At 61.0% G+C, this 23,516-nt stretch carries 16 protein-coding genes; 8 read left to right on the top strand and 8 right to left on the bottom strand.

Features of this window, described 5'->3' with window-relative positions:
- Positions 1-75: 75 nt before the first annotated feature.
- On the bottom strand, positions 76-978 hold the full coding sequence (locus BLU24_RS01545; protein WP_093096724.1) for a homocysteine S-methyltransferase family protein: 903 nt from the start codon (positions 976-978) through the stop codon (positions 76-78).
- Positions 979-1,097: 119 nt separating this feature from the next.
- Here BLU24_RS01545 and BLU24_RS01540 point away from each other — a divergent pair, with 119 nt between their 5' ends.
- The gene (locus BLU24_RS01540) at positions 1,098-1,913 is read left to right on the top strand and encodes an ABC transporter substrate-binding protein (protein ID WP_093096721.1); all 816 of its coding nucleotides are present in this window, start codon (positions 1,098-1,100) and stop codon (positions 1,911-1,913) included.
- A complete protein-coding gene (locus BLU24_RS01535) occupies positions 1,910-2,746 on the top strand; it encodes an amino acid ABC transporter permease (protein ID WP_093096718.1) in 837 nt (278 codons plus the stop codon). The genes BLU24_RS01540 and BLU24_RS01535 overlap by 4 nt, the downstream gene beginning before the upstream one ends.
- Before the next feature lie 30 nt (positions 2,747-2,776).
- On the opposite strand, the gene BLU24_RS01530 is transcribed toward BLU24_RS01535, so the two are convergent.
- Positions 2,777-3,055 carry a helix-turn-helix domain-containing protein gene (locus tag BLU24_RS01530; RefSeq protein ID WP_093096715.1) on the bottom strand — a complete coding sequence of 93 codons (279 nt, stop codon included), beginning with the start codon at positions 3,053-3,055 and terminating at the stop codon, positions 2,777-2,779.
- The gene (locus tag BLU24_RS01525) at positions 3,052-4,401 is read right to left on the bottom strand and encodes a HipA domain-containing protein (protein WP_093106364.1); all 1,350 of its coding nucleotides are present in this window, start codon (positions 4,399-4,401) and stop codon (positions 3,052-3,054) included. Before BLU24_RS01525 ends, BLU24_RS01530 begins: the two co-directional genes overlap by 4 nt.
- 230 nt (positions 4,402-4,631) lie before the next feature.
- Here BLU24_RS01525 and BLU24_RS01520 point away from each other — a divergent pair, with 230 nt between their 5' ends.
- Both BLU24_RS01520 and BLU24_RS01515 read left to right on the top strand, forming a co-directional pair.
- On the top strand, positions 4,632-7,586 hold the full coding sequence (locus BLU24_RS01520; protein WP_093096712.1) for an autotransporter outer membrane beta-barrel domain-containing protein: 2,955 nt from the start codon (positions 4,632-4,634) through the stop codon (positions 7,584-7,586).
- Positions 7,587-7,792: 206 nt separating this feature from the next.
- Positions 7,793-9,967, top strand: a complete 2,175-nt coding sequence (locus BLU24_RS01515) for an autotransporter outer membrane beta-barrel domain-containing protein (protein WP_093096709.1) — start codon at positions 7,793-7,795, stop codon at positions 9,965-9,967.
- 656 nt (positions 9,968-10,623) lie between these two features.
- On the opposite strand, the gene oadA is transcribed toward BLU24_RS01515, so the two are convergent.
- A complete protein-coding gene (gene oadA / locus BLU24_RS01510; RefSeq protein WP_090287700.1) occupies positions 10,624-12,432 on the bottom strand; it encodes a sodium-extruding oxaloacetate decarboxylase subunit alpha in 1,809 nt (602 codons plus the stop codon).
- A gap of 101 nt (positions 12,433-12,533) precedes the next feature.
- Positions 12,534-13,949: an acetyl-CoA carboxylase biotin carboxylase subunit gene (locus tag BLU24_RS01505; protein WP_090287702.1), complete on the bottom strand. Its 1,416-nt coding sequence runs from the start codon at positions 13,947-13,949 to the stop codon at positions 12,534-12,536.
- Between the two features lie 189 nt (positions 13,950-14,138).
- Between BLU24_RS01505 and BLU24_RS01500 the strand changes: the two genes are divergently transcribed.
- Positions 14,139-15,101 (top strand): LysR family transcriptional regulator, encoded by a 963-nt coding sequence (locus BLU24_RS01500; RefSeq protein WP_093096707.1) that lies wholly within the window; start codon positions 14,139-14,141, stop codon positions 15,099-15,101.
- Here the strand turns inward: BLU24_RS01500 and BLU24_RS01495 are convergent.
- From BLU24_RS01495 to BLU24_RS01485, 3 genes are all read right to left on the bottom strand, one after another.
- Positions 15,043-15,246 carry a PA3496 family putative envelope integrity protein gene (locus BLU24_RS01495; RefSeq protein ID WP_093096703.1) on the bottom strand — a complete coding sequence of 68 codons (204 nt, stop codon included), beginning with the start codon at positions 15,244-15,246 and terminating at the stop codon, positions 15,043-15,045. The two genes, BLU24_RS01500 and BLU24_RS01495, sit on opposite strands and share 59 nt — an antisense overlap.
- 234 nt (positions 15,247-15,480) lie before the next feature.
- A complete protein-coding gene (gene hexR, locus BLU24_RS01490; RefSeq protein WP_007962240.1) occupies positions 15,481-16,347 on the bottom strand; it encodes a transcriptional regulator HexR in 867 nt (288 codons plus the stop codon).
- 127 nt (positions 16,348-16,474) lie between these two features.
- A complete protein-coding gene (locus BLU24_RS01485; protein WP_093096699.1) occupies positions 16,475-19,345 on the bottom strand; it encodes a putative bifunctional diguanylate cyclase/phosphodiesterase in 2,871 nt (956 codons plus the stop codon).
- 255 nt (positions 19,346-19,600) lie between these two features.
- Here BLU24_RS01485 and uvrD point away from each other — a divergent pair, with 255 nt between their 5' ends.
- The 3 genes from uvrD to BLU24_RS01470 all read left to right on the top strand — a co-directional run bounded on the left by uvrD (position 19,601) and on the right by BLU24_RS01470 (position 23,498).
- Entirely contained in the window at positions 19,601-21,784 is a 2,184-nt protein-coding gene (uvrD, locus tag BLU24_RS01480; protein WP_093096692.1) for a DNA helicase II, read from the top strand.
- A gap of 289 nt (positions 21,785-22,073) precedes the next feature.
- The gene (locus BLU24_RS01475; RefSeq protein WP_093096689.1) at positions 22,074-22,949 is read left to right on the top strand and encodes a Tim44 domain-containing protein; all 876 of its coding nucleotides are present in this window, start codon (positions 22,074-22,076) and stop codon (positions 22,947-22,949) included.
- 141 nt (positions 22,950-23,090) lie between these two features.
- The gene (locus BLU24_RS01470; protein WP_003187120.1) at positions 23,091-23,498 is read left to right on the top strand and encodes an SMI1/KNR4 family protein; all 408 of its coding nucleotides are present in this window, start codon (positions 23,091-23,093) and stop codon (positions 23,496-23,498) included.
- Positions 23,499-23,516: the final 18 nt, after the last annotated feature.

The following is a 23,516-nucleotide window of genomic DNA, read 5'->3' as shown; positions in this document are numbered from 1 at the left end:
GGATCAGTCATCTTTGCATCGACTGACCCAACGCTTTCGCGAGCAGGCTCGCTCCTACAATTGGCCGGGTATGGCTCAACGACGCAGTTGCTGCGCCAGCACCGCGATGTGCTCCGGGCCAATGCCGCAGCAACCGCCCAGATGACTGGCGCCGCGCTGCTGCCAATCCCGCGCCCACTGCAAGTATCCCGGCGGGTCGAGGTCTTCGCGCAACGGGTCGAGCCCATCGTTGGCCGTGGCTTCCTTGGGCTGTGGCGGAAACGCATTGGCGTAGGCGCCGATATGGATGCTCACCCCGAGACGCTCGAAGGTCGCTCGCGCCGCGTCAATCGCTGCGCCGATGACTTCCGGCTGGCTGCAATTGAACAGCAGCGTCTCCACACCCAGTTCAGCCGCCACCGCCGCCGCTTCAGCGACCGGCTCACCGGAACGCAGGCGCGGCACCTCATCGGTGTCTTCATCTTTCAAGGTAAACGACAGCCAGAATGCCTTGCCATCCTTCGGCAATCCGGCGTGGATGGCTCGGGCTTCGACGGTCGAGCTCTGGGTTTCCGCCAGCCACAGAGTCACGTGCGGCGCCAGGCCCTGAACCAATGGCGTCAGCAACTCGCTGGCTCGCGAGGCCTCGAACAGATCCGGGCGATAGGAGCCAAACAGCGGCGGCAATGAACCCGCCACGCGCACGGACTGACCCGAGGCTTGTACCGCGCGTTGCGCCAGCTCGCCGGCCAATGCCGCCAGCGCCTGGCCTTCAGCGGCGAAGCGTGCTTCGCCGATATGGAACGGCACCACGGCGTAGCTGTTGGTGGTGATCACGTTGGCGCCACTGGCGATGTACGCGGCATGCACCGCCTCGACCGCCTGCGGTGCTTCGCTCAACGCCAGCGCTGACCACTCTGGCTGACGAAACGGCGCCCCGGCGCGCTGCAACTCACGGCCCATGCCGCCATCGAGAATCACTGTGCTTGCTGCGCCCATATGCTTTTCACTCATATGCTTATGAAAAAAACTCACTACCAGAGTCTTTGTTATAACTATTTAATGCTCACCATCCGGTTAATGACAACCTCTTTTTTGCTCAGGGATCGCCCGTTAAACTGCAACCATTACTGGCGCTGGGCCTGACCCTGCTCGCCGCTTCGACACAGGTTTTTGCCGGCGCCACGCTGGATCGCATCGAGCAGAACAAAGAACTGGTCAGCGTGCTGATGGAAAGCTACCCACCGTTCTCGTTTCTCAATGATCAGAACCAGCTCGACGGTTTCGACGTCGATGTCGCCAAAGCCGTCGCCGACAAACTGGGCGTGAAACTGCGCCTGGAGACGCCATCCTGGGATGTCATTGCAGCCGGACGCTGGAGCGGGCGTTACGACATCTGCATCTGCTCGATGACACCGAGCAAGGCCCGCGCCGAAGTCTTCGATTTTCCGGTCGAGTATTACGCCTCGCCGGCGGTGATCGTGGTCAACGCCAAGGATGATCGCATTCACGGGGCCAAGGACCTGAGCGGCAAGAAAGTCGGCCTGACCAGCGCCTCCAGTTACGAAAGCTATCTGAACAAGAACCTGGTCATCGAAGGTGCCGAAGACACGCAGCTGCAGTATCCGTTCGAGGATGTGCAGATCGCCCCGTACGACACCGACAACGTCGCGTTTCAGGATCTGGGGCTCGGCGCCGGCGTGCGTCTTGATGCAATCCTCACCAACCTGGTCACCGCGCAGCCACGCCTGAATCAGGACAAACGCTTCAAGCTGGCCGGCGCGGCGTTGTACTCCGAGCCGAATTCGGTGGCCATTGAAAAGGGCGACGCGCAGTGGGACGCGAAAGTCCGTGAACTGTTCGCGCAACTCAAGCAGGACGGCACCCTGAGCCAGTTGTCGCAAAAATGGATCGGCGCCGATATCAGTCAATGACTTCTTTCCAGACACCGCCACAGCCACCGCAACCGGTGGCTGAATCACGCCTGCAGCGCCTGTTCGGTTTTCGCACACGGCTGTACCTGACATGGGCTGCGCTGTTCTGCCTGTTCGCCGGATTCTTCCTGAGCTTCGATCTGAAGTTCTCGATCATCCTCGACAAGCTGCCCAACCTAGTCGGGTTGCATCTGGCGCCCAACGGCTTTCTGCAAGGCGCGGCGCTGACGCTGTTTCTGTGTTTGTGCTCGATTGTCGCCTCGTCGCTGCTGGGCTTCGTCACGGCACTCGCGCGCCTGTCGAGCAGTGCCGCGGCGTTCGGCATCGCCAGTTTCTACACCTCGTTCTTTCGCGGCACACCGCTGCTGATCCAGATCCTGCTGATCTACCTCGGCCTGCCGCAACTGGGCCTCGTCCCCGGTGCGATTGTCGCGGGCATCATCGCCCTGTCGCTGAACTATGGCGCCTACCTCAGCGAGATCTTTCGCGCCGGCATTCTCGGCGTCGATCACGGCCAACGCGAAGCATCGCTGGCACTGGGTATGCGTGAAACGGTGATCTTCTGGCGCATCACCCTGCCCCAGGCCATGCGCACCATCATTCCGCCGACCACCAATCAGTTCATTTCGATGCTCAAGGACTCGTCGCTGATTTCGGTGATGGGCGTCTGGGAAGTCATGTTTCTCGCCCAGTCGTACGGCCGCTCGAGCTATCGCTATATCGAAATGCTCACCACGGCGGCGATCATCTATTGGCTGATGTCGATCGGGCTGGAATTGATCCAGGCGAAGATGGAGCGGCATTACGGCAAGGCGTACGTGCGGCGCAGTTGAAACAGCAAGCCCCAGTTCGGCGTGGGGGGCTCAGCTGTTGTCCTGGCGAATCCGCACCACCCCCATCTTCATGCCAAACGGACGAAACACGGCATTCAACGATTTGAGGGTCTGATTGCCTTCGCCATGCTCGATATGCACCAGTGTCCGCACCGAGATCTTGCACATCCGCGCGAACTGGGTCTGATGCAAACCGGTCACTTCCACCCGTAGTCGACGCACGGCTTCGCCGATGTCCAGCGTGCCTTGGGCCAGGGCTTGCTGGATGCTTTCGATGAGCGCCGTGCGCTCAGCCACAGACAGGCTCATTTCAATCCCCAATCATTCAAGCGTTGCTGCAGATTTTTCAGGTGGACGCCGGGATGGTTCATTGTTCTGGCTGGCAGACCGCTGTCAGCCAGAATATCCGGCAGCGCCGACAGGCGTTGAGCCTCTTGGCGCAAGCGCTCAAACAGCATTGACTCGTCACTCACTGCCGACGGGTCGCCTGGCTCGGCAATATCCACCAGTGCGCGGCACACGCCTCGCCAATCGATGTCTCCCGCCCTCTCCAGCTCTCTTGGCCATTTCGTCGTACGGGTCACGCCTTCATCGTCCATGACCATCGGCGCCAGGTCATAAATCGGCGCCAGGCAAAAGGCGTTTGCCTCGCGAATGATTGCGGTATTGCGACCATGGTTATCCGAGTTACCGAGGATCTTGTTGATCAGGTCCCGACGCAAATAATCCAGGACAAGGTCAGGGATCTGGCTGGCTTGCCCCGCTGTACGCCAGAGACCGGCTAGCAGACGGATAACCTCCAGATGGTTCATTGCGCTGCCCGGTGTCGTCACCTGCGCCAGCGAATAAATCGACTCGACAGCAAAACGGCTGACTTCGCCGTCCTCGACACTACGGTCGAAGCGGTGCATCCACAAACTCGGTTTGTTCGCCTCCTCCAGTGCCAGACCTTTCTCCGCGATCGTGTCGATGCCCAGCGTCTGCAGCGCCTTGTAGTAATGGAATTCGCTACGCAGGATGTCCTGATCGGTCAGCCCACCTCGGTTGCGGGCAAACTTCACGAACCAATGCTGTGTGACGTCCTCATCACTCAATACCGCATCGGGGTACAACAGACCCGCGTGATTTTCGACCAGCAATAATTTCGGCGCTTCCCCACCTGCCCCGGTAGCACCACCGATTGCCGCGCCCAATTCGTAGGCATACTCAAGAAAGCGCTGGTCACGGTGAATGACGTCTTCACGCTTGAAGCCGATAGGCTTGCGTTCATCCACAGCCGCAGCAGACTCCTTGATGCGCATGTTGCCGATGGGTGCCGGGGTGCTGCGCCCGAGCAGATACAGATCGGCGCTGATATCCGCCGGTTTTTCCTGTCCCAGACGTGCAAGCAGGAACCGCTTGGCTGCGCCTGCGGGGGCAATGTCGTGGACAAATGCCGGTGTCTCGGAGCGCCGACCGTTCCAGTCCAGCGGATACAGAGCACTCACCGCGCTGGAGAAAGGCGAGCCTATGGCGTCGATGTTTTCTGCGAGGTAGTCCGTCTCATAGCCGAAGCTGCAGCGACTCGCGAAACCCTTTTCAGGATCATCGAAGCTCAGAACCATCGCGTCGTGCCAGATACCGGCTGTGAAAATCTGTAATGTCAGGTTGTACATGGTTTCGCCTGTCTGCATTTAAACGCATTTACTTCAGCGTTTTTTTGTCTGTGAACGCAATATAGTGCATTTCAGAAGCAATTGGGGACGCAGAAACTGCAATAAAATGCAGATCATGACGTCGCCAGTTTAGATGGCGCGCAAAATAATGCAGATTGCCTCCGACATCATTCTGTAAAAACCCCTCGCTATACAGGACGGCCCGTCCATAAGAAAAAGGCCGTCCCTTCATGCCGTTTCCGCCACAGCGCCTGTCTCTCGCCATCGCCCTGCTGATCACCGCCACTGCCACTCACGGTAAAACCGTGCAGATCGACACCGCCACCACCGCCTCGCAAACTTTGGGCGGCAGCGACACGCTGACGATTTCGGCGCCGGGCAGCATCACCAACAGCGGCAAGGCCGTGAGCCTGAAAGACGCCACCAGTGGTGCCGGTGTTGTGATCGATAACGCCGGCAAGATCGTTTCCAGCGGTGGCCGGGCCATCGACAGCAGTGGCGATGAGAGCACGGCGCGCAATTACGCGATCTACAACCGCAGTGGCGGGCAGATTCTCGGTACCAACGATGCCTTGCGCATCGACAGCAACTTCGTCAGCGGCAGCCTGTTGATCGACAACAGCGGGGTGATCCGTTCGACCACCGGCCAGGGCCTGGATCTGGACGCGCTGCGCAGCGCCGCGGTGAAGACCACCATCATCAATCGCGCCGGCGGGCTGATTCGCGGCGAGGCCAGCGACGGCATGAAGACCGGTGCCAACGCCAGCCTGACCAACTACGGTGAGATCTCCACCGGCGATTCGCACAACGCCGATGAGAAGTTCGACGGCGTCGACATCGATACCGCCAGCGGTGTGTCGATCAGCAACTACGGGGTGATTTCCGGTGGCCGTCACGGCATCACCACCGACCTTGGCGCGACCTTGATCAACTATGGCCAGGTCACCGGGCGCAACGGTTCCGGGTTTGGCTCCGATGGCGATGGCACGGTGATCAACCACGGCACCATCACCGGCGCATATTCGGGCCTGCAAGCGAACGGCGACGGTGATGGCGTGGACATCGACAACCTCGCCCACATCGAAAACTACGGCACCATTCAAGGCGTCGGCGCCGGTGGCGTGGACAAGGGCGGTTTCGCCAATGGCAGCGAAGGCATCGCCCTGGGTGGCGGCTCCATTCTCAACGCCAGCGGCGCGCTGATCAGCGGTGCCGACAGCGCGATTCTGGTCGATGACGGCAGCGGCAACTCGGGGCTGGCCGCGACCACGCTGGAGAACTTCGGCCGCATCGAAGGCCTGAACGGTTTTGGCGTGAAGTTCGTCGGCGAGTTTGCCGACAGCGTAATCAACGGCGGCACCATCAGTGGCAGCAACGGCCTGGCGCTGGACCTGGGCGGCGGCGATGACCGCCTGACCCTGCGCAACGGCAGCCGCTTCATTGGCATCGTCGACGGCGGCAGCGGCACAGATCGATTGGTCATGGACGATGCGCTCGGTGGCGATTTCGGCGCCAGCCGCAACTTCGAGTGGCTGGAGGTCCGCCAAGGCGCCTGGACGCTGAACGGCAGCGGTGATTTCAGCGATGGCGGCGCAGTTCGCAATGGCGCCACCCTGATCAACCACGGCGGCATCGCCGGCACCCTGACTGTCGATGCCGGCGGCGCTTATGCCGGGGGTGGCTCGGTGGGCAGCCTCAACGTCAACGGCACCCTGCGCACCGACACCCGCCTGGGCCGTGCGACCATTGTTCACGATTTGACCATGGGCAAAGCTGCCACCCTCGCCTACGGCGTCAACGCCGACGGCAGCAGCGCGCCGGTGGTGGTCGGCGGTGTCGCCAACCTCAATGGCGCGACGCTCGCGGTGAATCCCGGCAGCGGCAGCTACCCTTGGCAGAGCCACTACACCGTGCTGCAAGCGGCACAAGTCAACGGCACGTTCGGCCAGGTCACCAGCGACTACGCATTCCTGACGCCAACCCTCGCTTACACCGCGACTCAGGTCGACCTGACCTACACCCGCAACGACATAGCATTCAACGAGTTCGCCACGACTGCCAACGGCAACAATGCCGCCAACAGCCTGGCCTCGATCGGCAAAAACAATGCGCTATACAACGCCTTGCTCAACACCACTCAAAACAGCGCCGGTGCGGCAATCGAACAACTGGCCGGGACCAGCAATGCCAACCTGACCAGCGCCACGCTCAGTGCCAGCAGTCAGGTCGGCAGCAGCATGCTCGCAGCGATGCAGCAAACGGCCGGGCCGGGTTTGCTGGTCGGTCTCGATCAGCGCGACACGCCGGTGCTGGCCGCCAGTGGCGTGCCGGCGGCGGCACGCAATCTCAATGACCCGAACGCTCGCGGCCGCCTCTGGCTGCAAGGTATCGGTGGCTACGGCAAGCTTGATGGCGAACATGGCAGCAGTGGTCTGGAGCAACGCACCCAGGGCAGCTTGCTCGGTGCCGACTGGGCGCTGAACCCGGCCTGGCGCGTGGGCGTTCTCGGCGGTTACTCGCAGACCGATCTGGATGCCAGCGGCGTCGATGGCGAGGTCGACAGCTGGCACGCCGGGGTTTATGCGCTGCATCAGAACGGCCCGCTCGCCCTGCGCCTCGGCGCTGCGTACAGCGCTCACCAAGGCGACAGCCAGCGCAGCATCGTTTTCAACGGTTTCAGCGATCGTCCGAAAGGCGATTACGACGCCGACAGCCAACAAGCCTTCGCCGAACTCGGCTACGCCGTGGGCAGCGGCCGGCTCAGCGCCGAACCGTTTGCCAGCCTCGGTTACCAGCGCTACCACCGCGACCGCTATCAGGAAAAAGGCGGCGCCGCGGCGCTGCAAATCGACAGCCAGAGCCAGGACAACTTCAGCAGCACCCTCGGCCTGCGGCTCGCGCATTTGAGCAGCCTGGACAACGGCATGAGCGTCACCCCACGCCTGGCCCTCGGCTGGAAACACACCTATGGCGATGTCAGCAGCTCGACGCGCCAGGCGTTTGTAACCGGTGGCACGGCGTTCAATGTCGAGGGCAGCGCGCTGGATCGCGACAGTCTGATGTTGGAAGCCGGGCTTGATGTCGGAGTCTCGGCACGGCACTCGCTTGGCCTGGGCTACAGCGGCGAGATCGGCAGCAACAGCCGCAACCACGGGCTGATCGGGCAGTGGCAGATGAGCTTTTAAGCACCTCGACCGCCACGGCAGCCCGGCCTGGCTGTAGGAAAAAGCGCCCAGTAAGCCGCGTAAAAAAGGTCCGGTGTCGAAACTGCCGGACTTTTTCATCCGATACGCTCCGACGTCGCCTGCACATGTACGAGAAGCAGCCGACAGCGGACTTTTGAGGGCCTCCATAGAGTTGAGTCTTCACTCTCTGGAAAAGGCTTTCCTTGATGCGTACTCAACACGGATGTAAACCAGAACACTTGGCGCTGGCCATTTCCCTGGCCCTCGGTTGCGTAGAGTTTGCCAACGCCGAGCAACCCTCTGAAGCCGCTGAACCGTTTGCAACCATCGCGGCACCGCAGCCAACCGAAGCCAGCGCCAAGGAGAAGGCTGCTGAACGACTTCAGAGCTTTCTCAGTGATCCGGGAACGGTGCCCATCGTTTTCGAAACCGCGCAGAAAACCTTCAAGGGCACTGCGGTCAACGATCTGATCAGCCTCAAGGACGGTGCCAGCTTCACCGGCCGACTGGACGGTGGCGAGGGCGACAACGTCCTGTTTCTTGATGCCACCGACGGCGGTGCATTGAAAGACACACGCAACTTCAACGGGCTGGTCGTTGCCAAGGGCGACTGGACGTCGAATTCCAAGGGAGACTTCAAGGAAGGTGTGCTGGTTCAAGGTGGCACAGCCCTGACCAACCTCGGAAGTATCAAAGGCGACGTGTATGTCGATAACGGCGGCAGCTTTGCTGGCAAAGGCGCGGTGGCCAATCTGCATATCGGCGGCCTGCTCACCGTCAACGGATCGCTGGGGGCGCCGCGGGTCAAAGGCGATCTGCGCCTGGCGCCAACCGCCGAGCTGGCGTATGAGGTCACGCCTTCTGGCAGTCAAACGATCAAGGTCGATGGCACTGCCGCGCTCGCCGGCGCCACTTTAAATATCGTCGCCGCAGAGGGGGAGTATCCGCAGAGCAGCCAGTACAAGATCATCGAAGCAGGCGCGGTGGAAGGTGAATTCGGCACCATTCGCAACAACCTTGCGTTCATGACCGCTACACCTCAATACAACAAGAAATCGGTCGGGCTCACCTATGCCCGGAATGACGTGGCGCTGGAAGAGGTGGCTACGACTGACGCCGGCCGCGCGGTCGCCGAGAGCATTATCGAGCCTGTCGCGCCATCTCCATCAGCGATATCAACATCAACGCCAAAGCCACCGCCGGTGGAACCCGTTCCAACCTTGGCGCCGCCATCTGCACTCGCCGCCACACCCGCATCAGCCCCTGAGCAGGAACAAACCGTCATTGCACAAGCAGAGCTGGCCGCCGAACAGCCCGCGCCTGTGCCGATGAAACCGGCAAACACCGCAGTCGCCGCACTCCTGTCCAGCGACAAGACCATCGCCCCCATCGCCCTCGAACAACTCGCCGCCGGCAGCAACGCCAACCTCGCCAAAGCCACCCTCAGCAGCATTACGCCCGTGAGCGCCAGCATGCTTTCAGCGATGCAGCAGTTGAGCAACCACTCGGACAGGACGTACACATCGGCCAACTCGCCTCGCCAGGCATCCACTGCTGCCGACACCGGCCGGGTATGGATTCAGGCACTCGGCCATGGCGGCAAGGTCGATCGCGATGTCGACAGCACCCTTAAGCACGCTACCCACGGCCTGGTCCTGGGGACCGACTGGCGGCTCGATGAGCAATGGCATGTCGGCCTGCTCGGCGGCAAATCGCAAACCCGACTCGACGCCCGCCAATACGACGGCGACCTCGACAGCTGGCACCTCGGCGCCTACGCCGTACGCCAGGACGGCCCGATGGCCCTGCGCCTCGGCGCAACCTGGGCCAGCCACGAAGGCAGCAGCAAACGCCGCGTCGCCTTCAACGGCTTCAGCGACCGCCTGCAGGGAAACTACAACGCCAACACCCAGCAAGCCTTCGCCGAACTCGGCTACAACTTCGGCCGCCACAACGCTACCCTCGAACCCTTCGCCAGCCTCGGCTATCAACGCTACCAGCGCGACAGCTACCGCGAGAAAGGCGGCGACGCAGCCCTCGAAGTCTTCGAACAAACCCGCGGCAACCTCAGCAGCACCTTCGGCCTGCGCGCCGCCCACACCACCCGCCTGGACAACGGCATGCGCCTGACCCCGCGCTTCAGCGCCGGCTGGAAACACACCTTCGGCGAAATCGACAACCACACGCACCAACAACTGATCGAAGGCGGAAAACGCTTCGAAGTCGTCGGCGCCGCACTGGACCGCAATAGCCTGTCCATCGACACCGGACTCGACCTCGGCCTCTCCGCTAACCACACCGTCGGCTTCGGCCTCACAGCCGAAGCAGGCAATGACAGCCGGACTCATGGCGTGATGGGACAGTGGCGGATGGCGTTTTGATGGTGGTTGATTAGCCTGAATGCAGCGATTCAGTAAAAAGCCCTTCACCCTAGCCCTCTCCCGAAGGGAGAGGGAACTGATTGTGGCGGATGTAACAGATACGCCGACCTGCGATACCGAGTCGAACGCAAATGCCAAATCCAACCAAAATCGGCTCCCTCTCCCTCGGGAGAGGGCTGGGGTGAGGGGAAGTCCACTACAAATTCCAAGTCGAACAACCGCTCTTCACCACTCAACAATGAGCGCCAGCTCGAGTGCTCTTGATCTTGATCTTGCCTAACCGGCGACATCGGAAGGCTGAGCGGAGGGATTGATCCGGGCGTGGGAGCGCAGCGACCGTCTGGCGCAGCCAGACACAGCGGAAGGAGGTGCAGCGAAGCAAACCGTAGCCGCTGCGCCCGGATCGATCCCGGAGCGAAGGGACCCGAGCTTGCGAGGGCCGTACGTAGGAGCAAAGCCTTTTGGGTTCCTTTTTGGCGTCTGAAAAAGGGACTCGCCGTAAGGGCGAAACCGCCAGCCGCAACACCCAAAGCAACGGATATTCACCCAAAACCCCAAGAGCCTGGTCGGCCCAAAGGCCGCCAAGTCAAAAAGCCAAAAAAAAAGGGGAGCACATGCCCCCCCCGAGGTTTAAAACATTACATCGAAGCGCTAACTCACCCTTCGATCTCAATCAAAATCTCACCCGGATTCACCCGATCACCCTTGACCACATGAATCGCCGCCACCTTGCCGGCAATCGCTGCCTGAACCTCGGTCTCCATCTTCATCGCCTCGGTAATCAGCACCGCCTGACCCGCCTTCACAGTGTCGCCCTCCTTGACCAGCACATCGACGATATTGCCCGGCATGGTCGTGCTGACATGCCCCGGCGCCGACGCCTGCTTGCGCTTGCTGCTGCCACCACTGACAAACTCGTTGAGCGGCTCGAACACCACCTCTTCCGGCATGCCATCGATTGACAGATAGAAGTGCCGCTTGCCCTCGGCCTTGACGCCCACACCGGTGATATCGACGCGGTAGGTTTCGCCGTGCACATCGATAACGAACTCGGTCGGCACGCCCTCACCACCCGCAGAGGCAACAGCGCCCGCCTCAGGAATCGGCAACAGCACTTCCGGCGTCAGGGTGCCGGCGGCACGTTCCTCAAGGAATTTGCGACCAATGTCCGGGAACATGGCGAAGGTCAGCACGTCTTCTTCCGAGGTCGCCAGAGCACCGATATCGGCACGCAGCTTGGTCATTTCCGGCTTGAGCAGATCGGCCGGACGTACGTCGATGACGTCTTCGCTGCCGATCGCCTGACGGCGCAGTTTTTCGTTGACCACACCCGGCGCCTTGCCATAACCGCCTTGCAGGTAAAGCTTCACTTCATTGGTGATGGTCTTGTAACGCTCGCCCGCCAGCACGTTGAAAAACGCCTGGGTACCGACGATCTGCGAAGTCGGCGTTACCAGTGGCGGGAAGCCGAGGTCTTCACGCACCCGCGGAATTTCCGCCAGCACTTCGCCCATGCGGTTCAACGCGCCCTGCTCTTTCAACTGATTGGCCAGGTTGGAAATCATCCCGCCCGGCACCTGGTTAACTTGCACACGGGTGTCTACCGCGGTGAATTCGCTTTCAAACTGGTGGTACTTCTTGCGTACGGCGTAGAAGTACAGGCCGATCTCTTGCAGCAGTTCAAGATTCAGGCCGGTATCGAACTCGGTGCCCTTGAGCGCTGCAACCATTGACTCGGTACCCGGGTGGCTGGTACCGGAGGCGAAGCTGGAGATCGCGGTGTCGATGTGATCGGCGCCGTTTTCAATGGCCTTGAGCTGACACATGGCCGCCAGGCCTGCGGTGTCGTGGGAGTGGATGAACACCGGCAGCGACTGTTCGGCTTTCAGTGCGCGGACCAGTTCGCCCGTGGCGTACGGAGTCAGCAGACCGGCCATGTCCTTGATCGCCACCGAGTCACAACCCATGGCTTCCATTTGCCTGGCCTGGGCGACGAAAGCCTCAATGGTGTGCACCGGACTGGTGGTGTAAGCGATGGTGCCTTGCGCATGTTTGCCGGCAGCCTTCACCGCTTCGATGGCCACGCGCAGGTTACGCACGTCGTTCATCGCGTCGAAGATACGGAATACGTCGATGCCGTTTTCTGCGGCTTTGGCGACGAAGGCCTGAACCACGTCGTCGCTGTAATGGCGGTAGCCCAGAAGGTTCTGCCCGCGCAACAGCATTTGCAGACGCGTGTTGGGCAGCGCCGCGCGCAGTTGGCGCAGACGCTCCCAAGGGTCTTCTTTAAGGAAACGTACACAGGCGTCGAACGTCGCACCGCCCCAGCATTCCAGCGACCAGTAGCCAACTTTGTCGAGCTTGTCGCAGATCGGCAGCATGTCCTCGGTGCGCATGCGGGTGGCGAGCAGCGATTGGTGAGCGTCGCGCAGGATGGTGTCGGTAACGAAGATCTTCTTGGTCATTGGTATCTCCTCATAGCGGCAAGCTTCAAGCTAAAAGCTGCAAGAAAAAGCCAATCTGCTCTTACTTGCCGCTTGCAGCTAAAAGCTCGCAGCTGTTTCATTCATAGGCCTGCGTGGGCGGCGATGGCGGCGGCGATGGCCAGGGCCAGCTCTTCGGGTTTGCGCTTGATCGAGTAGTTGGTCAGTTCCGGGTGGCTTTCAACGAAGCTGGTATTGAACTGGCCGCTGCGGAATTCCGGGTTGCGCAGGATTTCCTGGTAGTAGGCAGCAGTGGTCTTCACCCCTTGCAGACGCATGTCGTCCAGAGCGCGCAAGCCACGGTCCATCGCCTCTTCCCAGGTCAATGCCCAGACCACCAGTTTCAGGCACATCGAATCGTAGAACGGCGGAATGGTGTAGCCGGTGTAGATCGCCGTGTCGGTGCGCACGCCCGGACCACCGGGCGCGTAGTAACGGGTGATCTTGCCGAAGCTTGGCAGAAAGTTGTTCTTCGGATCTTCGGCGTTGATGCGGAACTGCAAGGCGAAACCGCGGTGCTGGATGTCTTCCTGCTTCACCGAAAGCGGCAAGCCGGAGGCGATGCGGATCTGCTCGCGAACGATATCGATACCGGTGATTTCTTCGGTGATGGTGTGTTCCACCTGCACACGGGTGTTCATCTCCATGAAGTACACCTCGCCCTCGGCGAGCAGGAACTCCACAGTGCCGGCGTTCTCGTAGCCCACGGCCTTGGCCGCGCGCACCGACAGATCGCCGATGTAGGCGCGCTGTTCCGGAGTCAGTTGCGGGCTGGGGGCGATCTCGATGAGCTTCTGGTTGCGGCGCTGGATCGAGCAGTCACGCTCGAACAGGTGCACGACGTTGCCGAAGCTGTCGCCAAGAATCTGCGCTTCGATGTGCTTGGGATTGACGATGCATTTTTCCAGGAACACTTCCGCCGAGCCGAAGGCCTTGGTGGCTTCGGAAATGACCCGGGGGAAATTCTGTTCGAGTTCTTCGCGGCTGTTGCAGCGACGGATACCGCGACCGCCACCCCCGGAAGTGGCCTTGAGCATGACCGGGTAACCGATGCGGTCACCTTCGGCCAAGGCTTCTTCGATGCCCGAAACGTTGCCTTCGGTGCCCGGTGTGACCGGCACGCCGGCCTTGATCATGCTGCGGCGCGCTTCGGTCTTGTCGCCCATGCGCCGGATGACTTCCGCCGACGGGCCGATGAATTTGATTCCGCGTTCGGCGCAGATCTCCGCCAGTTCGGCGTTTTCCGAGAGGAAGCCATAGCCGGGATGCAGCGCATCGCAGCCGGTTTCAACAGCCAGGTTCACCAGCTTGCGCGGGTTGAGGTAACCGGCCAATGGCTCGGCGCCAATGCTGTGAGCTTCATCCGCACGCTTCACATGCAAGGCATGGCGGTCGGCGTCGGAAAAAATCGCTACAGAGCGAATGCCCATCTCGGCGCAGGCTCGTACGATTCGTACGGCAATCTCACCACGGTTGGCGATCAGGATCTTTGTTATCACTTGGAGGTTCCCTTGAGCCGGTGGCACCACGACCTGCTAGACCCAGGTCGACGCGTGACCAAATGTTTCAATTCGGTCGCAGGTCCACACTAGCGCTCACAAGGGATTAACAAAAATGAATAAAAATTGGGTCATGCATAAGTAAAGACTTATAGTTGAAACATCGACCACACTTCAGAGCCTGCGAAAATGCGTAAGTCCTTGATGCGTATGACATTGCGTCAGTTGCAGATCTTCAACGAAGTGTGCGATCTGCGTTCCTATAGCCGCGCAGCTGACGAAATGTCCCTCACACAACCGGCGGTCAGCCTACAGATTCGTCAGCTTGAAGAGCTGATCGGCCAACCTTTGTTCGATTATGTCGGCAAGAAACTCTACATGACCGAGGCCGCCGAAGCGCTGCAGCGTGCCAGCCGCGACATTTTCGGACGCCTGGAAAACCTCGACATGCAACTGTCGGACATGCAGGGCTCGCTGCAAGGTCAACTGAAACTGGCGGTGGAATCCAGCGCCAAATATTTCGTCCCGCACTTGTTTGCGGCGTTCAAGCGCCAGCACCCTGAGGTCAATCTGCAACTGACCGTGGTCAACCGCGGTCAGGTTATTCGACGGCTGTCAGACAACCGCGACGACCTGGTGATCATGTCGATGGTGCCGCAAGACATGGGCCTCGAATTTCTGCCGTTCCTGAACAATCCGATTGTTGCGGTCGCACGTCCCGATCACCCGTTGGCGCACCTGGGCCCGTTACGCCTGCAGGATCTTGAACCCTATACATTGCTGATTCGCGAGCAGGGCTCGGGCACGCGACTGGCGTGCGAAGAGTATTTCAAAGAGAAACGCGTGCACTTCACCCAGACTCAGGAAGTGGCCTCGGCCGAGGCTCAGCGCGAATGTGTGCTGGCAGGTCTGGGCGTGGCGCTGTTGACGCGTCACGCCCTGAACCTGGAGCTGGCGACCGGCGGGCTGGTCGAGTTGCCGGTCGAGGAATTGCCGCTGCTGCGTAGCTGGTGCCTGGTGCAGGCCAAAGCCAAACGTCTGTCACCGGTGGCGCACGCCTTCCTGGCGTTCATCCGCAGCGAGCGTGCGCAGATCAGCGCGCTGGTTGAGCGTTTCGACGGAAAGCTGCGGGTGCTGCCTGCCAAAGATTAACCTCGGGAAAATCGCCGATCTCGGCCTGAAGCTGGCGAAGTTCAAAACGATCTTCGATGGCGCGACGGAATTCCATGCGGCGCTGGTCTTCTTGCTGACGACGGGTTTTCGCGGCGCTGTTGCGTTCTTCGTAGGGCTGAGCCATTTCGATTCTCCCAAGGCGAGTACGGGAGTTTCACGATAGGCGTGGGGGATGACGGTTTGGCTGCGCGGGGATGACAGTGCGATGAAACTTGCTCAGGGTTGCGGTGCTTTTCAGGACGCCATCGCGAGCAGGCTCACTCCTACAAGGGATCTACAGCAACACAAATTGTGCGTCGCACCGAAATCCAATGAGCGAGCCTGCTCGCGATCAAGGTCGGAACGACCTTGGATCACTTCAGTCATCAAGGGCTTTCACGGCCTTGGGCGACAAGCGCAAGCTGCGCAAACTGCGCTTCACGCTCTTGAGGTGATTGACCAGGCTCGGCCCGCGCGCCATGGCCACGCCCATTGCCAGCACATCGATCACCACCAGGTGGGCGATACGCGAGGTCAGCGGCGTGTAGATTTCCGTGTCTTCGTGCACATCGATCGCCAGATTGACCGTCGACAGCTCGGCCAGCGGTGTCTGGCTCGGGCACAGGGTGATCAACGAGGCGCCGCTTTCGCGAACGAGGTTGGCGGTGATCAGCAGATCCTTGGAACGCCCCGACTGGGAAATGCAGATCGCCACATCGGTCGGTTTCAGGGTCACCGCCGACATCGCCTGCATGTGCGGGTCGGAATACGCCGCCGCGGTCAGCAGCAGACGGAAGAACTTGTGCTGGGCATCCGCCGCCACTGCACCGGACGCGCCAAAGCCATAGAACTCGACGCGCTGCGCCTGGGACATCAACGTGACCGCACGCTGCAATTCCACCGGATCGAGCTTCTCGCGAACCTCCATCAGCGTGTGCAGGGTGGTGTCGAAAATCTTCAGGCTGTAATCGGCGACCGAGTCATCTTCGTGGATCGCAAACTGGCCGAAACTGGCACCGGCGGCCAGGCTTTGCGCCAGTTTCAGTTTCAGGTCCTGAAAACCGGAACAACCGATGGCGCGGCAGAAGCGCACGATCGTCGGTTCACTGATGCCGACGCTGTGGGCCAGATCGGCCATGGAACTGTGCATCACCGCCGCAGGGTCAAGCAGCACGTGGTCGGCGACCTTGAGCTCCGACTTGCGTAACAGGTGACGTGACTGGGCGATGTGTTGCAGCAGATTCAAGGGGCTGGACTCTTCTTATGGGCAAGGATGTAGCACGCTTGTAGTTATACTACATGAATTGGCATTTTGCCTGCTCAATGCGTAACTCGATGTCCCGCTAGCTGGCGCGATGGCCTGCATGTAGCCCTTAAAGCGGTTTTCCCTGTTCGCGCAAAAGCCCGGCCAGCGCGCCGGCGTCAACCGGACGACTGATCAGATAACCCTGCACTTCATCACAACCTTCGCTGCGCAAGAACTCCAGTTGATCCGGGCACTCGACGCCCTCGGCGACGACTTTCAGCGACAAGCCATGGGCCATGGCGATGATCGCGCGCGTAATCGCCGCGTCTTCCCTGCCCTCATCCAAAGCGCGAATGAACGCCTGATCGATCTTCACGTAATCCACCGGAATGCGCTTGAGATAACTCAGCGACGAATAGCCGGTACCGAAATCGTCAATCGCCAGTTTTACCCCCAGATCGCGCAGTTGCTGGAACGTCGCGATGATGTGCTCGACGCTGTCGAGCAACTGGCTTTCGGTGAGCTCCAGTTCCAGGCAATGCGGCGCCAGTCCCGTCTCCTCCAGCACCTGCCGCACCAGACTGACCAGTTTGCCTTGGCGCAGCTGGTGCACCGACAGGTTCACCGACACGCGGATCGGCGCCAGGCCCTGCCGCTGCCATTCGCAAGCCTGCCAGCAAGCCTGACGCAGGACGAACTCGCCGATCGGCCCGATCAACCCGGTTTCCTCGGCCAACCCGATGAAGTCCGCCGGCGGCACCTGGCCCATGCTCGGATGCTCCCAGCGCACCAGCGCTTCTGCGGCATTCAGGCGGCCGGTTTGCAGGCACAGTTTCGGCTGATAGAACACGCTGAGCTGCTGCTCCTCGATGGCCCGGCGCAAATGGTTTTCCAGCTGCAAGCGCTCAAGGGTGCTGGCCTGCAAACTGTCGGTGTAGAACTGGAAGTTGTCGCCGCCCAGATGCTTGGCGTGCTGCATGGCCATGTTCGATTGGCTGACGAGCGCGGAAATCTCCCGGGCGTTGTCCGGCAGCAAACTGATGCCCATCGACGCGCTAACCACCAGCTCGTGCCCCTCCACCGTCAGCGGCAAGCGCAATTTCGATGACAAGCGCGTGGCAACGCGGGCCAGACTCGACAAGTTGCCGTAGGCATCGAACAGCACCGCAAATTCATCACCGGACAAGCGCGCAATCGTGTCGGCTTCCGGCAAGGCGTTGACCAGCCGCCGCGCCATTTTTTGCAGCAACTGGTCCGCCACCTCATGCCCGAGGCTGTCGTTGAGCAACTTGAAACGGTCCAGATTGATGTGCAGCAGGGCCAGACTGCGCCGACTCTGCCGTGAGCGCTGATGCGCTTCGTGCAAGCGTTCGCGAAACAGCGAGCGGTTGGCCAGACCGGTGAGTTCGTCATAGTGAGTCAGATAACGCATGCGCTCTTCAGATTCGCGCCGCGCCGACAGATCGGCGAAGAAGCCGACGATATGGCTGACATTGCCGCGATTGTCGCGCACCGCATTCAATTGCAGCCACTGCGGATACAGCTCGCCGTTCTTGCGCGTTTCCACCAGTTCGCCCTGCCAGCTGCCGTGCTGTTCCAGCGCGTGACGAATCACCCCGTAATGTCGGCGGGCATCGCGGCTGCACGGCAACTCGACGACATTGCGCCCGAGCATGTCATCGATGTCATAGCCGGTGACCCGGCTGAAGGCCTGGTTGATTGCGATCAGCGCGTAGTTCGGGTCGAGAATCACAATGCCTTCACTGGCCGCTTCGAACACCGTCGCCGCGAGCCGTTGCTGTTCTTCAAGCCGCTTGCTGGCGCTGATGTCGCGGCGCGTGCCAACCATGCGGATCACTCGCCCATTGGCGCTGCGCTCTACCGCACGGCCACGGTCTTCGATCCAGACCCAATGGCCGTCGCCGTGACGTACGCGATATTCAATCTGATAGTCCTCGCTGCGCCCCTTCAAATGCTCGATCAATGCGTACTTGAGCGTCGGCAGATCCTCGGGATGCAAACGTGGCTTGAGATCGCGCAGCAGCGCAGTAACATATTCCGGAGCGAGGCCGAACAGCTCCTGAAGTTGCGTGTGGTGAACTTCATCGGTCTGCAGGTTCCAGTCCCACAGCCCCAGCTCGCTGGCCTTCAACGCCAGCGCCAGACGCGCCTCGCTTTTGCTCAGGGCCTGATTGGCCGCGTCCAGTTCGCGGCTGCGCTGGGCGACGCGGTCCTCCAGTTCGACCTGAGCCTCGCGCAGCTTGCCCTCGGCACAGCGACGCTGCTCGATTTCCCTGGCCAGTTCCTGGTTGAGCTGCTCGCCGCGCAGTTGGGTCCGCTGCAAGTGTTCGATCAGGTGCTGATTCTGGAAGCGCCGCAGCAAACCACGATCGATCAATCGATTGACCTGCCAGGCGACCACGCTCAGCGAGCCGAGCAGAATCAAGCCGAGCCAGCCCCAACCTCGCGCCTGTTCATCGCCGCCCCAAAACAGGTAGCCGATCGCTGGCAACAGACAGGGCAAGGTGAACGACAGGAACGCCGGCAGGCTCACGGCGTAGGCGACGCTGGCGGACAGGGTCGCCGCGCCGATCAGGCCGAACACCCAGGCTTGTTGCATGAAGTTGTCGGCGGGCACCAGCGCGATGCCGGCACCGGCGAGGGTCAGGCCGGTCATGGTCGAACCGAGCAGAAACATGCGCCGCCAGATCGGCTGGGCCTGGCGATCCGGTATCGCCGAATCGAACGCCGCGACCTGAATCACCCGCAACGCCACCAGCGACAACAGCCACACCAGCCAGACGCTGACCACGAAGTAACGCTGCGGGCTCCAGAGCAATGCCGCGCAGACCAGGCCGTTGATCAACATGAACAGCGTCGGCAGCAACGAGCCCTGATACAGCAGACGTGTGCGCTCGACCGCCATTTCGACGGCGTAGTGCTTGCGGATGACCCGGGGTTCCACGGAGGGTCCCGACAGTTCGGCGCTGAGGATCATGGGCTACGTTCTTGTTCTTATAAGGGGGCGTGCGCCCGAAACGTCGACGGAGCATACACAAGCCGCTCCGGTTGCCAAACTGCTGCAGGTCAGAATTGCAGCGAAATTTGCGCGTGTCCCGGCACCGTCGCAACCGCTCAAGCGAGACGGGCCGAAGCCTGCAGCGGTGACCGACCGGTCGTCATCGGCAGCACTTTCATCGGCTAATGCAACGCGCGGTTTGCCCGGGCCTGCGGCGCACCCTAGAATGCCCCGATGCGCGATGATCTCTCCCTTCTGCTGAACTCTCTCAACGATGCCCAACGCCAGGCCGTAGCGGCCCCTGTTGGCCGTCAGTTGGTCCTGGCCGGTGCCGGCTCCGGTAAAACCCGAGTGCTGGTGCACCGTATCGCCTGGTTGATCCAGGTCGAAAACGCCTCGCCCCACTCCATTCTGTCGGTGACCTTCACCAACAAGGCCGCTGCCGAGATGCGTCACCGCATCGAGCAGTTGCTGGGCATCAACCCGGCTGGCATGTGGGTCGGCACCTTCCACGGCCTGGCGCACCGCTTGCTGCGGGCGCACTGGCAGGAGGCCGGCCTGAGCCAGACCTTCCAGATTCTCGACAGCGACGACCAGCAACGCTTGGTCAAGCGGGTGATCCGCGAGCTGGGTCTGGATGAGCAGCGCTGGCCGGCGCGTCAGGCGCAGTGGTTCATCAATGGGCAGAAAGACGAAGGTCTGCGGCCGCAACACATCCAGGCCAGCGGCGATCTGTACCTGGCGACCATGCGCGGCATTTACGAAGCCTATGAGGCGGCGTGCCAGCGCGCCGGGGTCATCGATTTCTCCGAATTGCTGCTGCGCGCCCTCGACCTGTGGCGCGATCATCCGGGTCTGCTGGCGCACTATCAGAAGCGCTTCCGGCACATTCTGGTCGACGAGTTCCAGGACACCAACGCCGTGCAGTACGCCTGGTTGCGTCTGCTCGGCAAGGGCGGCGACAGCCTGATGGTGGTCGGCGACGACGACCAGTCGATTTATGGCTGGCGCGGCGCGAAAATCGAAAATATCCACCAGTATTCTTCCGACTTCCCGGATTCCCAGACCATCCGTCTGGAGCAGAACTACCGCTCCACCGCCGGCATCCTCAAGGCGGCCAACGCGCTGATTGCCAACAACACCGGGCGCCTGGGCAAAGAGCTGTGGACCGATGGCGGCGACGGCGAAGCGATCAATCTGTACGCCGCGTTCAACGAACACGACGAAGCACGCTACGTTGTCGAAACCATCGAAAGTGCGCTGAAAACCGGCCTGGCACGCAGCGAGATCGCAATCCTGTACCGCTCCAACGCCCAGTCGCGGGTGCTCGAAGAAGCTCTGCTACGCGAGCGCATTCCGTACCGTATCTACGGCGGCCAGCGTTTCTTCGAACGCGCCGAAATCAAGAACGCCATGGCCTACCTGCGCTTGCTCGAAGGCCGCGGCAACGATGCGGCACTGGAGCGGGTGATCAACGTGCCGGCCCGCGGCATCGGCGAGAAAACCGTCGAAGCGATTCGTGAGCACGCCCGGCACAGCGATGTGTCGATGTGGGAAGCGATGCGCCAACTGGTTGCCAACAAAGGCCTGACTGGCCGCGCGGCCAGCGCACTGGGTGCGTTTATCGAGTTGATCGAAAACCTTGCCGCCAAGTGCTCCGAGATGCCGTTGCACTTGATGACCCAGACCGTCATCGAGCAGTCCGGCCTGATCGCCTATCACGAAGCGGAAAAAGGCGAAAAAGGCCAGGCGCGGGTAGAAAACCTTGAGGAACTGGTCAGCGCCGCGCGCAACTTCGAAAACACCGAAGAAGACGAAGAGCTGACGCCATTGGCGGCGTTCCTCGGCCACGCTTCGCTGGAGGCCGGCGACACCCAGGCCGACGAGCACGAAGACAGCATTCAACTGATGACGCTGCACAGCGCCAAAGGCCTGGAATTCCCTTACGTGTTCCTTGTGGGCATGGAAGAAGGCCTGTTCCCGCACAAGATGAGCCTCGAAGAACCGGGGCGTCTGGAAGAGGAACGGCGTCTGGCCTATGTGGGTATCACTCGGGCGATGCAGAATCTGGTGATGACTTACGCGGAAACTCGCCGCCTGTACGGTAGCGAGACCTACAACAAGGTTTCGCGTTTCGTCCGCGAAGTGCCGAAAGGTCTGATTCAGGAAGTGCGTTTGTCGAACAGCATCAGCCGACCCTTCGGCGGCAACCAGTCGATGAGCGGCAGCAACCTGTTCAGCGGCAGCGAGATACCGGAGACCGGTTTCGTCCTCGGCCAGGCCGTGCGCCATTCAATTTTCGGCGAAGGCGTAATCCTCAACTTCGAAGGCTCCGGCGCGCAGGCCCGGGTGCAGGTGAACTTCGGCGAAGGCAGCAAGTGGCTGATGCTCGGTTACGCCAAGCTCGAGGCCATCTAACGCTGGTTTCGCTTGCTTTCTGTAGGAGTGAGCCTGCTCGCGACAGCAGTCTGTCAGTCATCAATGTGTTGACTGACACACCCTCGTCGCGAGCAGGCTCACTCCTACACGAGACCCAAATCCCTCTGAACCTATCGCCTTTTCCTACACACAAAAGTACATCGGCTGATTGCCTCGCCAAGCTGAACGCAACCTGTCAGGCAAAAGCCGGAAACACTCTCTCGCTAGCCAGTAACACTTCAGCTGTGCAACATGGCGCGCGTGTCTCCACAAAACGGGAATACCCTTTATGAAACGTTTTCTTAGCATCGCCATGGCGTTGTGCATCGGCCTGACGATGAGCCTCGACGCCAACGCCAAGCGCTTTGGTGGTGGCAAAAGCGCCGGCGCTGCGCCGACGCACCAGACCAGCCAGATGGCTCCTTCTTCTCCAGGCGCGGGCGGCGCAGCTGCAACCGCTGGCGCTGCCGGTGCTGCGGGCGCTGCGGCCAAGGCCGGTGGTGCTTCCAAGTGGCTCGGCCCTCTGGCCGGTATCGCCGCCGGTGGCCTGCTCGCGTCCATGTTCATGGGCGGCGGCTTCCAGGGCATGCAGATCTTCGACATCCTGATCATGGCGCTGATCGCGTTCGTGATCTTCCGCTTCATCGCCGCCCGTCGTCGCAAGCAGCAGGAGCAGTTCGCTCCGGCCGGCGCGCCGATGCAGCGTGAAGTGTTCGAGCAGAAACCTGCTGCCATGGGTTCGATCTTCGGTGGTTCGGCCGCTCCGGCTGCTGCCCGCCCGGTGATCAACGCACCGGCCTGGTTCAACGAACAGCGCTTCCTCGAAGCTGCGCGCAGCCACTTCCAGTCGCTGCAGCAGCACTGGGACGCGAATGAAATGGACAAGATCGCCGAGTTCGTGACTCCGCAAATGCTTGAATTCCTCAAGCGTGAGCGCGCCGACCTGGGTGATGGCTTCCAGTCGACCTACATCGACAACCTGCAAGTGCAACTGGACGGCGTCGATGATCGCGCCGACAAGACCATCGCCACCCTGACCTTCACCGGCGTATCGAAGACCTCGCGCTTCGACCAGGGCGAAGTGTTCAGCGAAAGCTGGAACATGGAGCGTCCGCAGGGCGACAACCAGCCTTGGCTGGTCGCCGGTATCCGCCAGAACGGCTGATTGCCTGCTGCGCTCCACTTGCGGTAATAAAAAAACCCCAGCCTCGGCTGGGGTTTTCTATTTCGCAGTTGCATCTATAGCGAGCTACTGTATAAACCGGCCCCTATAAACCGCGCCATTCAAGCAAGAGGATCCCCGGACGTGGAAGAAATCATCGAACAACTACGCGAAGCCAACGAACCCGTACCGGTTCCCCTGGAGTTGCCTGACGAAGACCTGCTGGTCGAAATCGAAGAACAACTGTTCATCGACATTCCCTTTGTCTTCCGGGAATTTTTGCTGACCGTCAGCGATGTGGTCTATGGCAGTCTCGAACCCGTCACCGTCACCGACCCGCAATCCCACACCTATCTGCCGGATGTCGCGGCAAACGCATGGGATGCAGGAGTTGATCGCAGCCTGATCCCGATCTGTCAGGACGGCGATGATTACTACTGCGTCGAAGAAGACGGCACCGTGGTGCTTTGGCAGGCCGAAGAAGAACTGATTGCCGAAGAAACCTGGGAATCGGTGTGGCACTGGGCGCGGGACGTCTGGCTGGAAAGCTGATCGGCCAGCCGCCCCGGC

The organism is Pseudomonas sp. Z003-0.4C(8344-21) (assembly GCF_900104975.1).
Lineage (GTDB): Bacteria > Pseudomonadota > Gammaproteobacteria > Pseudomonadales > Pseudomonadaceae > Aquipseudomonas > Aquipseudomonas granadensis.
Note: the sequence above shows the minus strand (reverse complement) of the source record. Positions and strands in the feature narration are given on the sequence as shown.

Bases quoted from the DNA above. Each gene is read 5' to 3' on its own strand.
- BLU24_RS01545 (WP_093096724.1), bottom strand. From the start codon at position 978: ATGGGCGCAGCAAGCACAGTGATTCTCGATGGCGGCATGGGCCGTGAG.
- BLU24_RS01535 (WP_093096718.1), top strand. From the start codon at position 1,910: ATGACTTCTTTCCAGACACCGCCACAGCCACCGCAACCGGTGGCTGAA.
- BLU24_RS01530 (WP_093096715.1), bottom strand. From the start codon at position 3,055: ATGAGCCTGTCTGTGGCTGAGCGCACGGCGCTCATCGAAAGCATCCAG.
- BLU24_RS01525 (WP_093106364.1), bottom strand. From the start codon at position 4,401: ATGTACAACCTGACATTACAGATTTTCACAGCCGGTATCTGGCACGAC.
- BLU24_RS01520 (WP_093096712.1), top strand. From the start codon at position 4,632: ATGCCGTTTCCGCCACAGCGCCTGTCTCTCGCCATCGCCCTGCTGATC.
- BLU24_RS01515 (WP_093096709.1), top strand. From the start codon at position 7,793: ATGCGTACTCAACACGGATGTAAACCAGAACACTTGGCGCTGGCCATT.
- oadA (WP_090287700.1), bottom strand. From the start codon at position 12,432: ATGACCAAGAAGATCTTCGTTACCGACACCATCCTGCGCGACGCTCAC.
- BLU24_RS01500 (WP_093096707.1), top strand. From the start codon at position 14,139: ATGCGTAAGTCCTTGATGCGTATGACATTGCGTCAGTTGCAGATCTTC.
- BLU24_RS01495 (WP_093096703.1), bottom strand. From the start codon at position 15,246: ATGGCTCAGCCCTACGAAGAACGCAACAGCGCCGCGAAAACCCGTCGT.
- BLU24_RS01485 (WP_093096699.1), bottom strand. From the start codon at position 19,345: ATGATCCTCAGCGCCGAACTGTCGGGACCCTCCGTGGAACCCCGGGTC.
- uvrD (WP_093096692.1), top strand. From the start codon at position 19,601: ATGCGCGATGATCTCTCCCTTCTGCTGAACTCTCTCAACGATGCCCAA.
- BLU24_RS01475 (WP_093096689.1), top strand. From the start codon at position 22,074: ATGAAACGTTTTCTTAGCATCGCCATGGCGTTGTGCATCGGCCTGACG.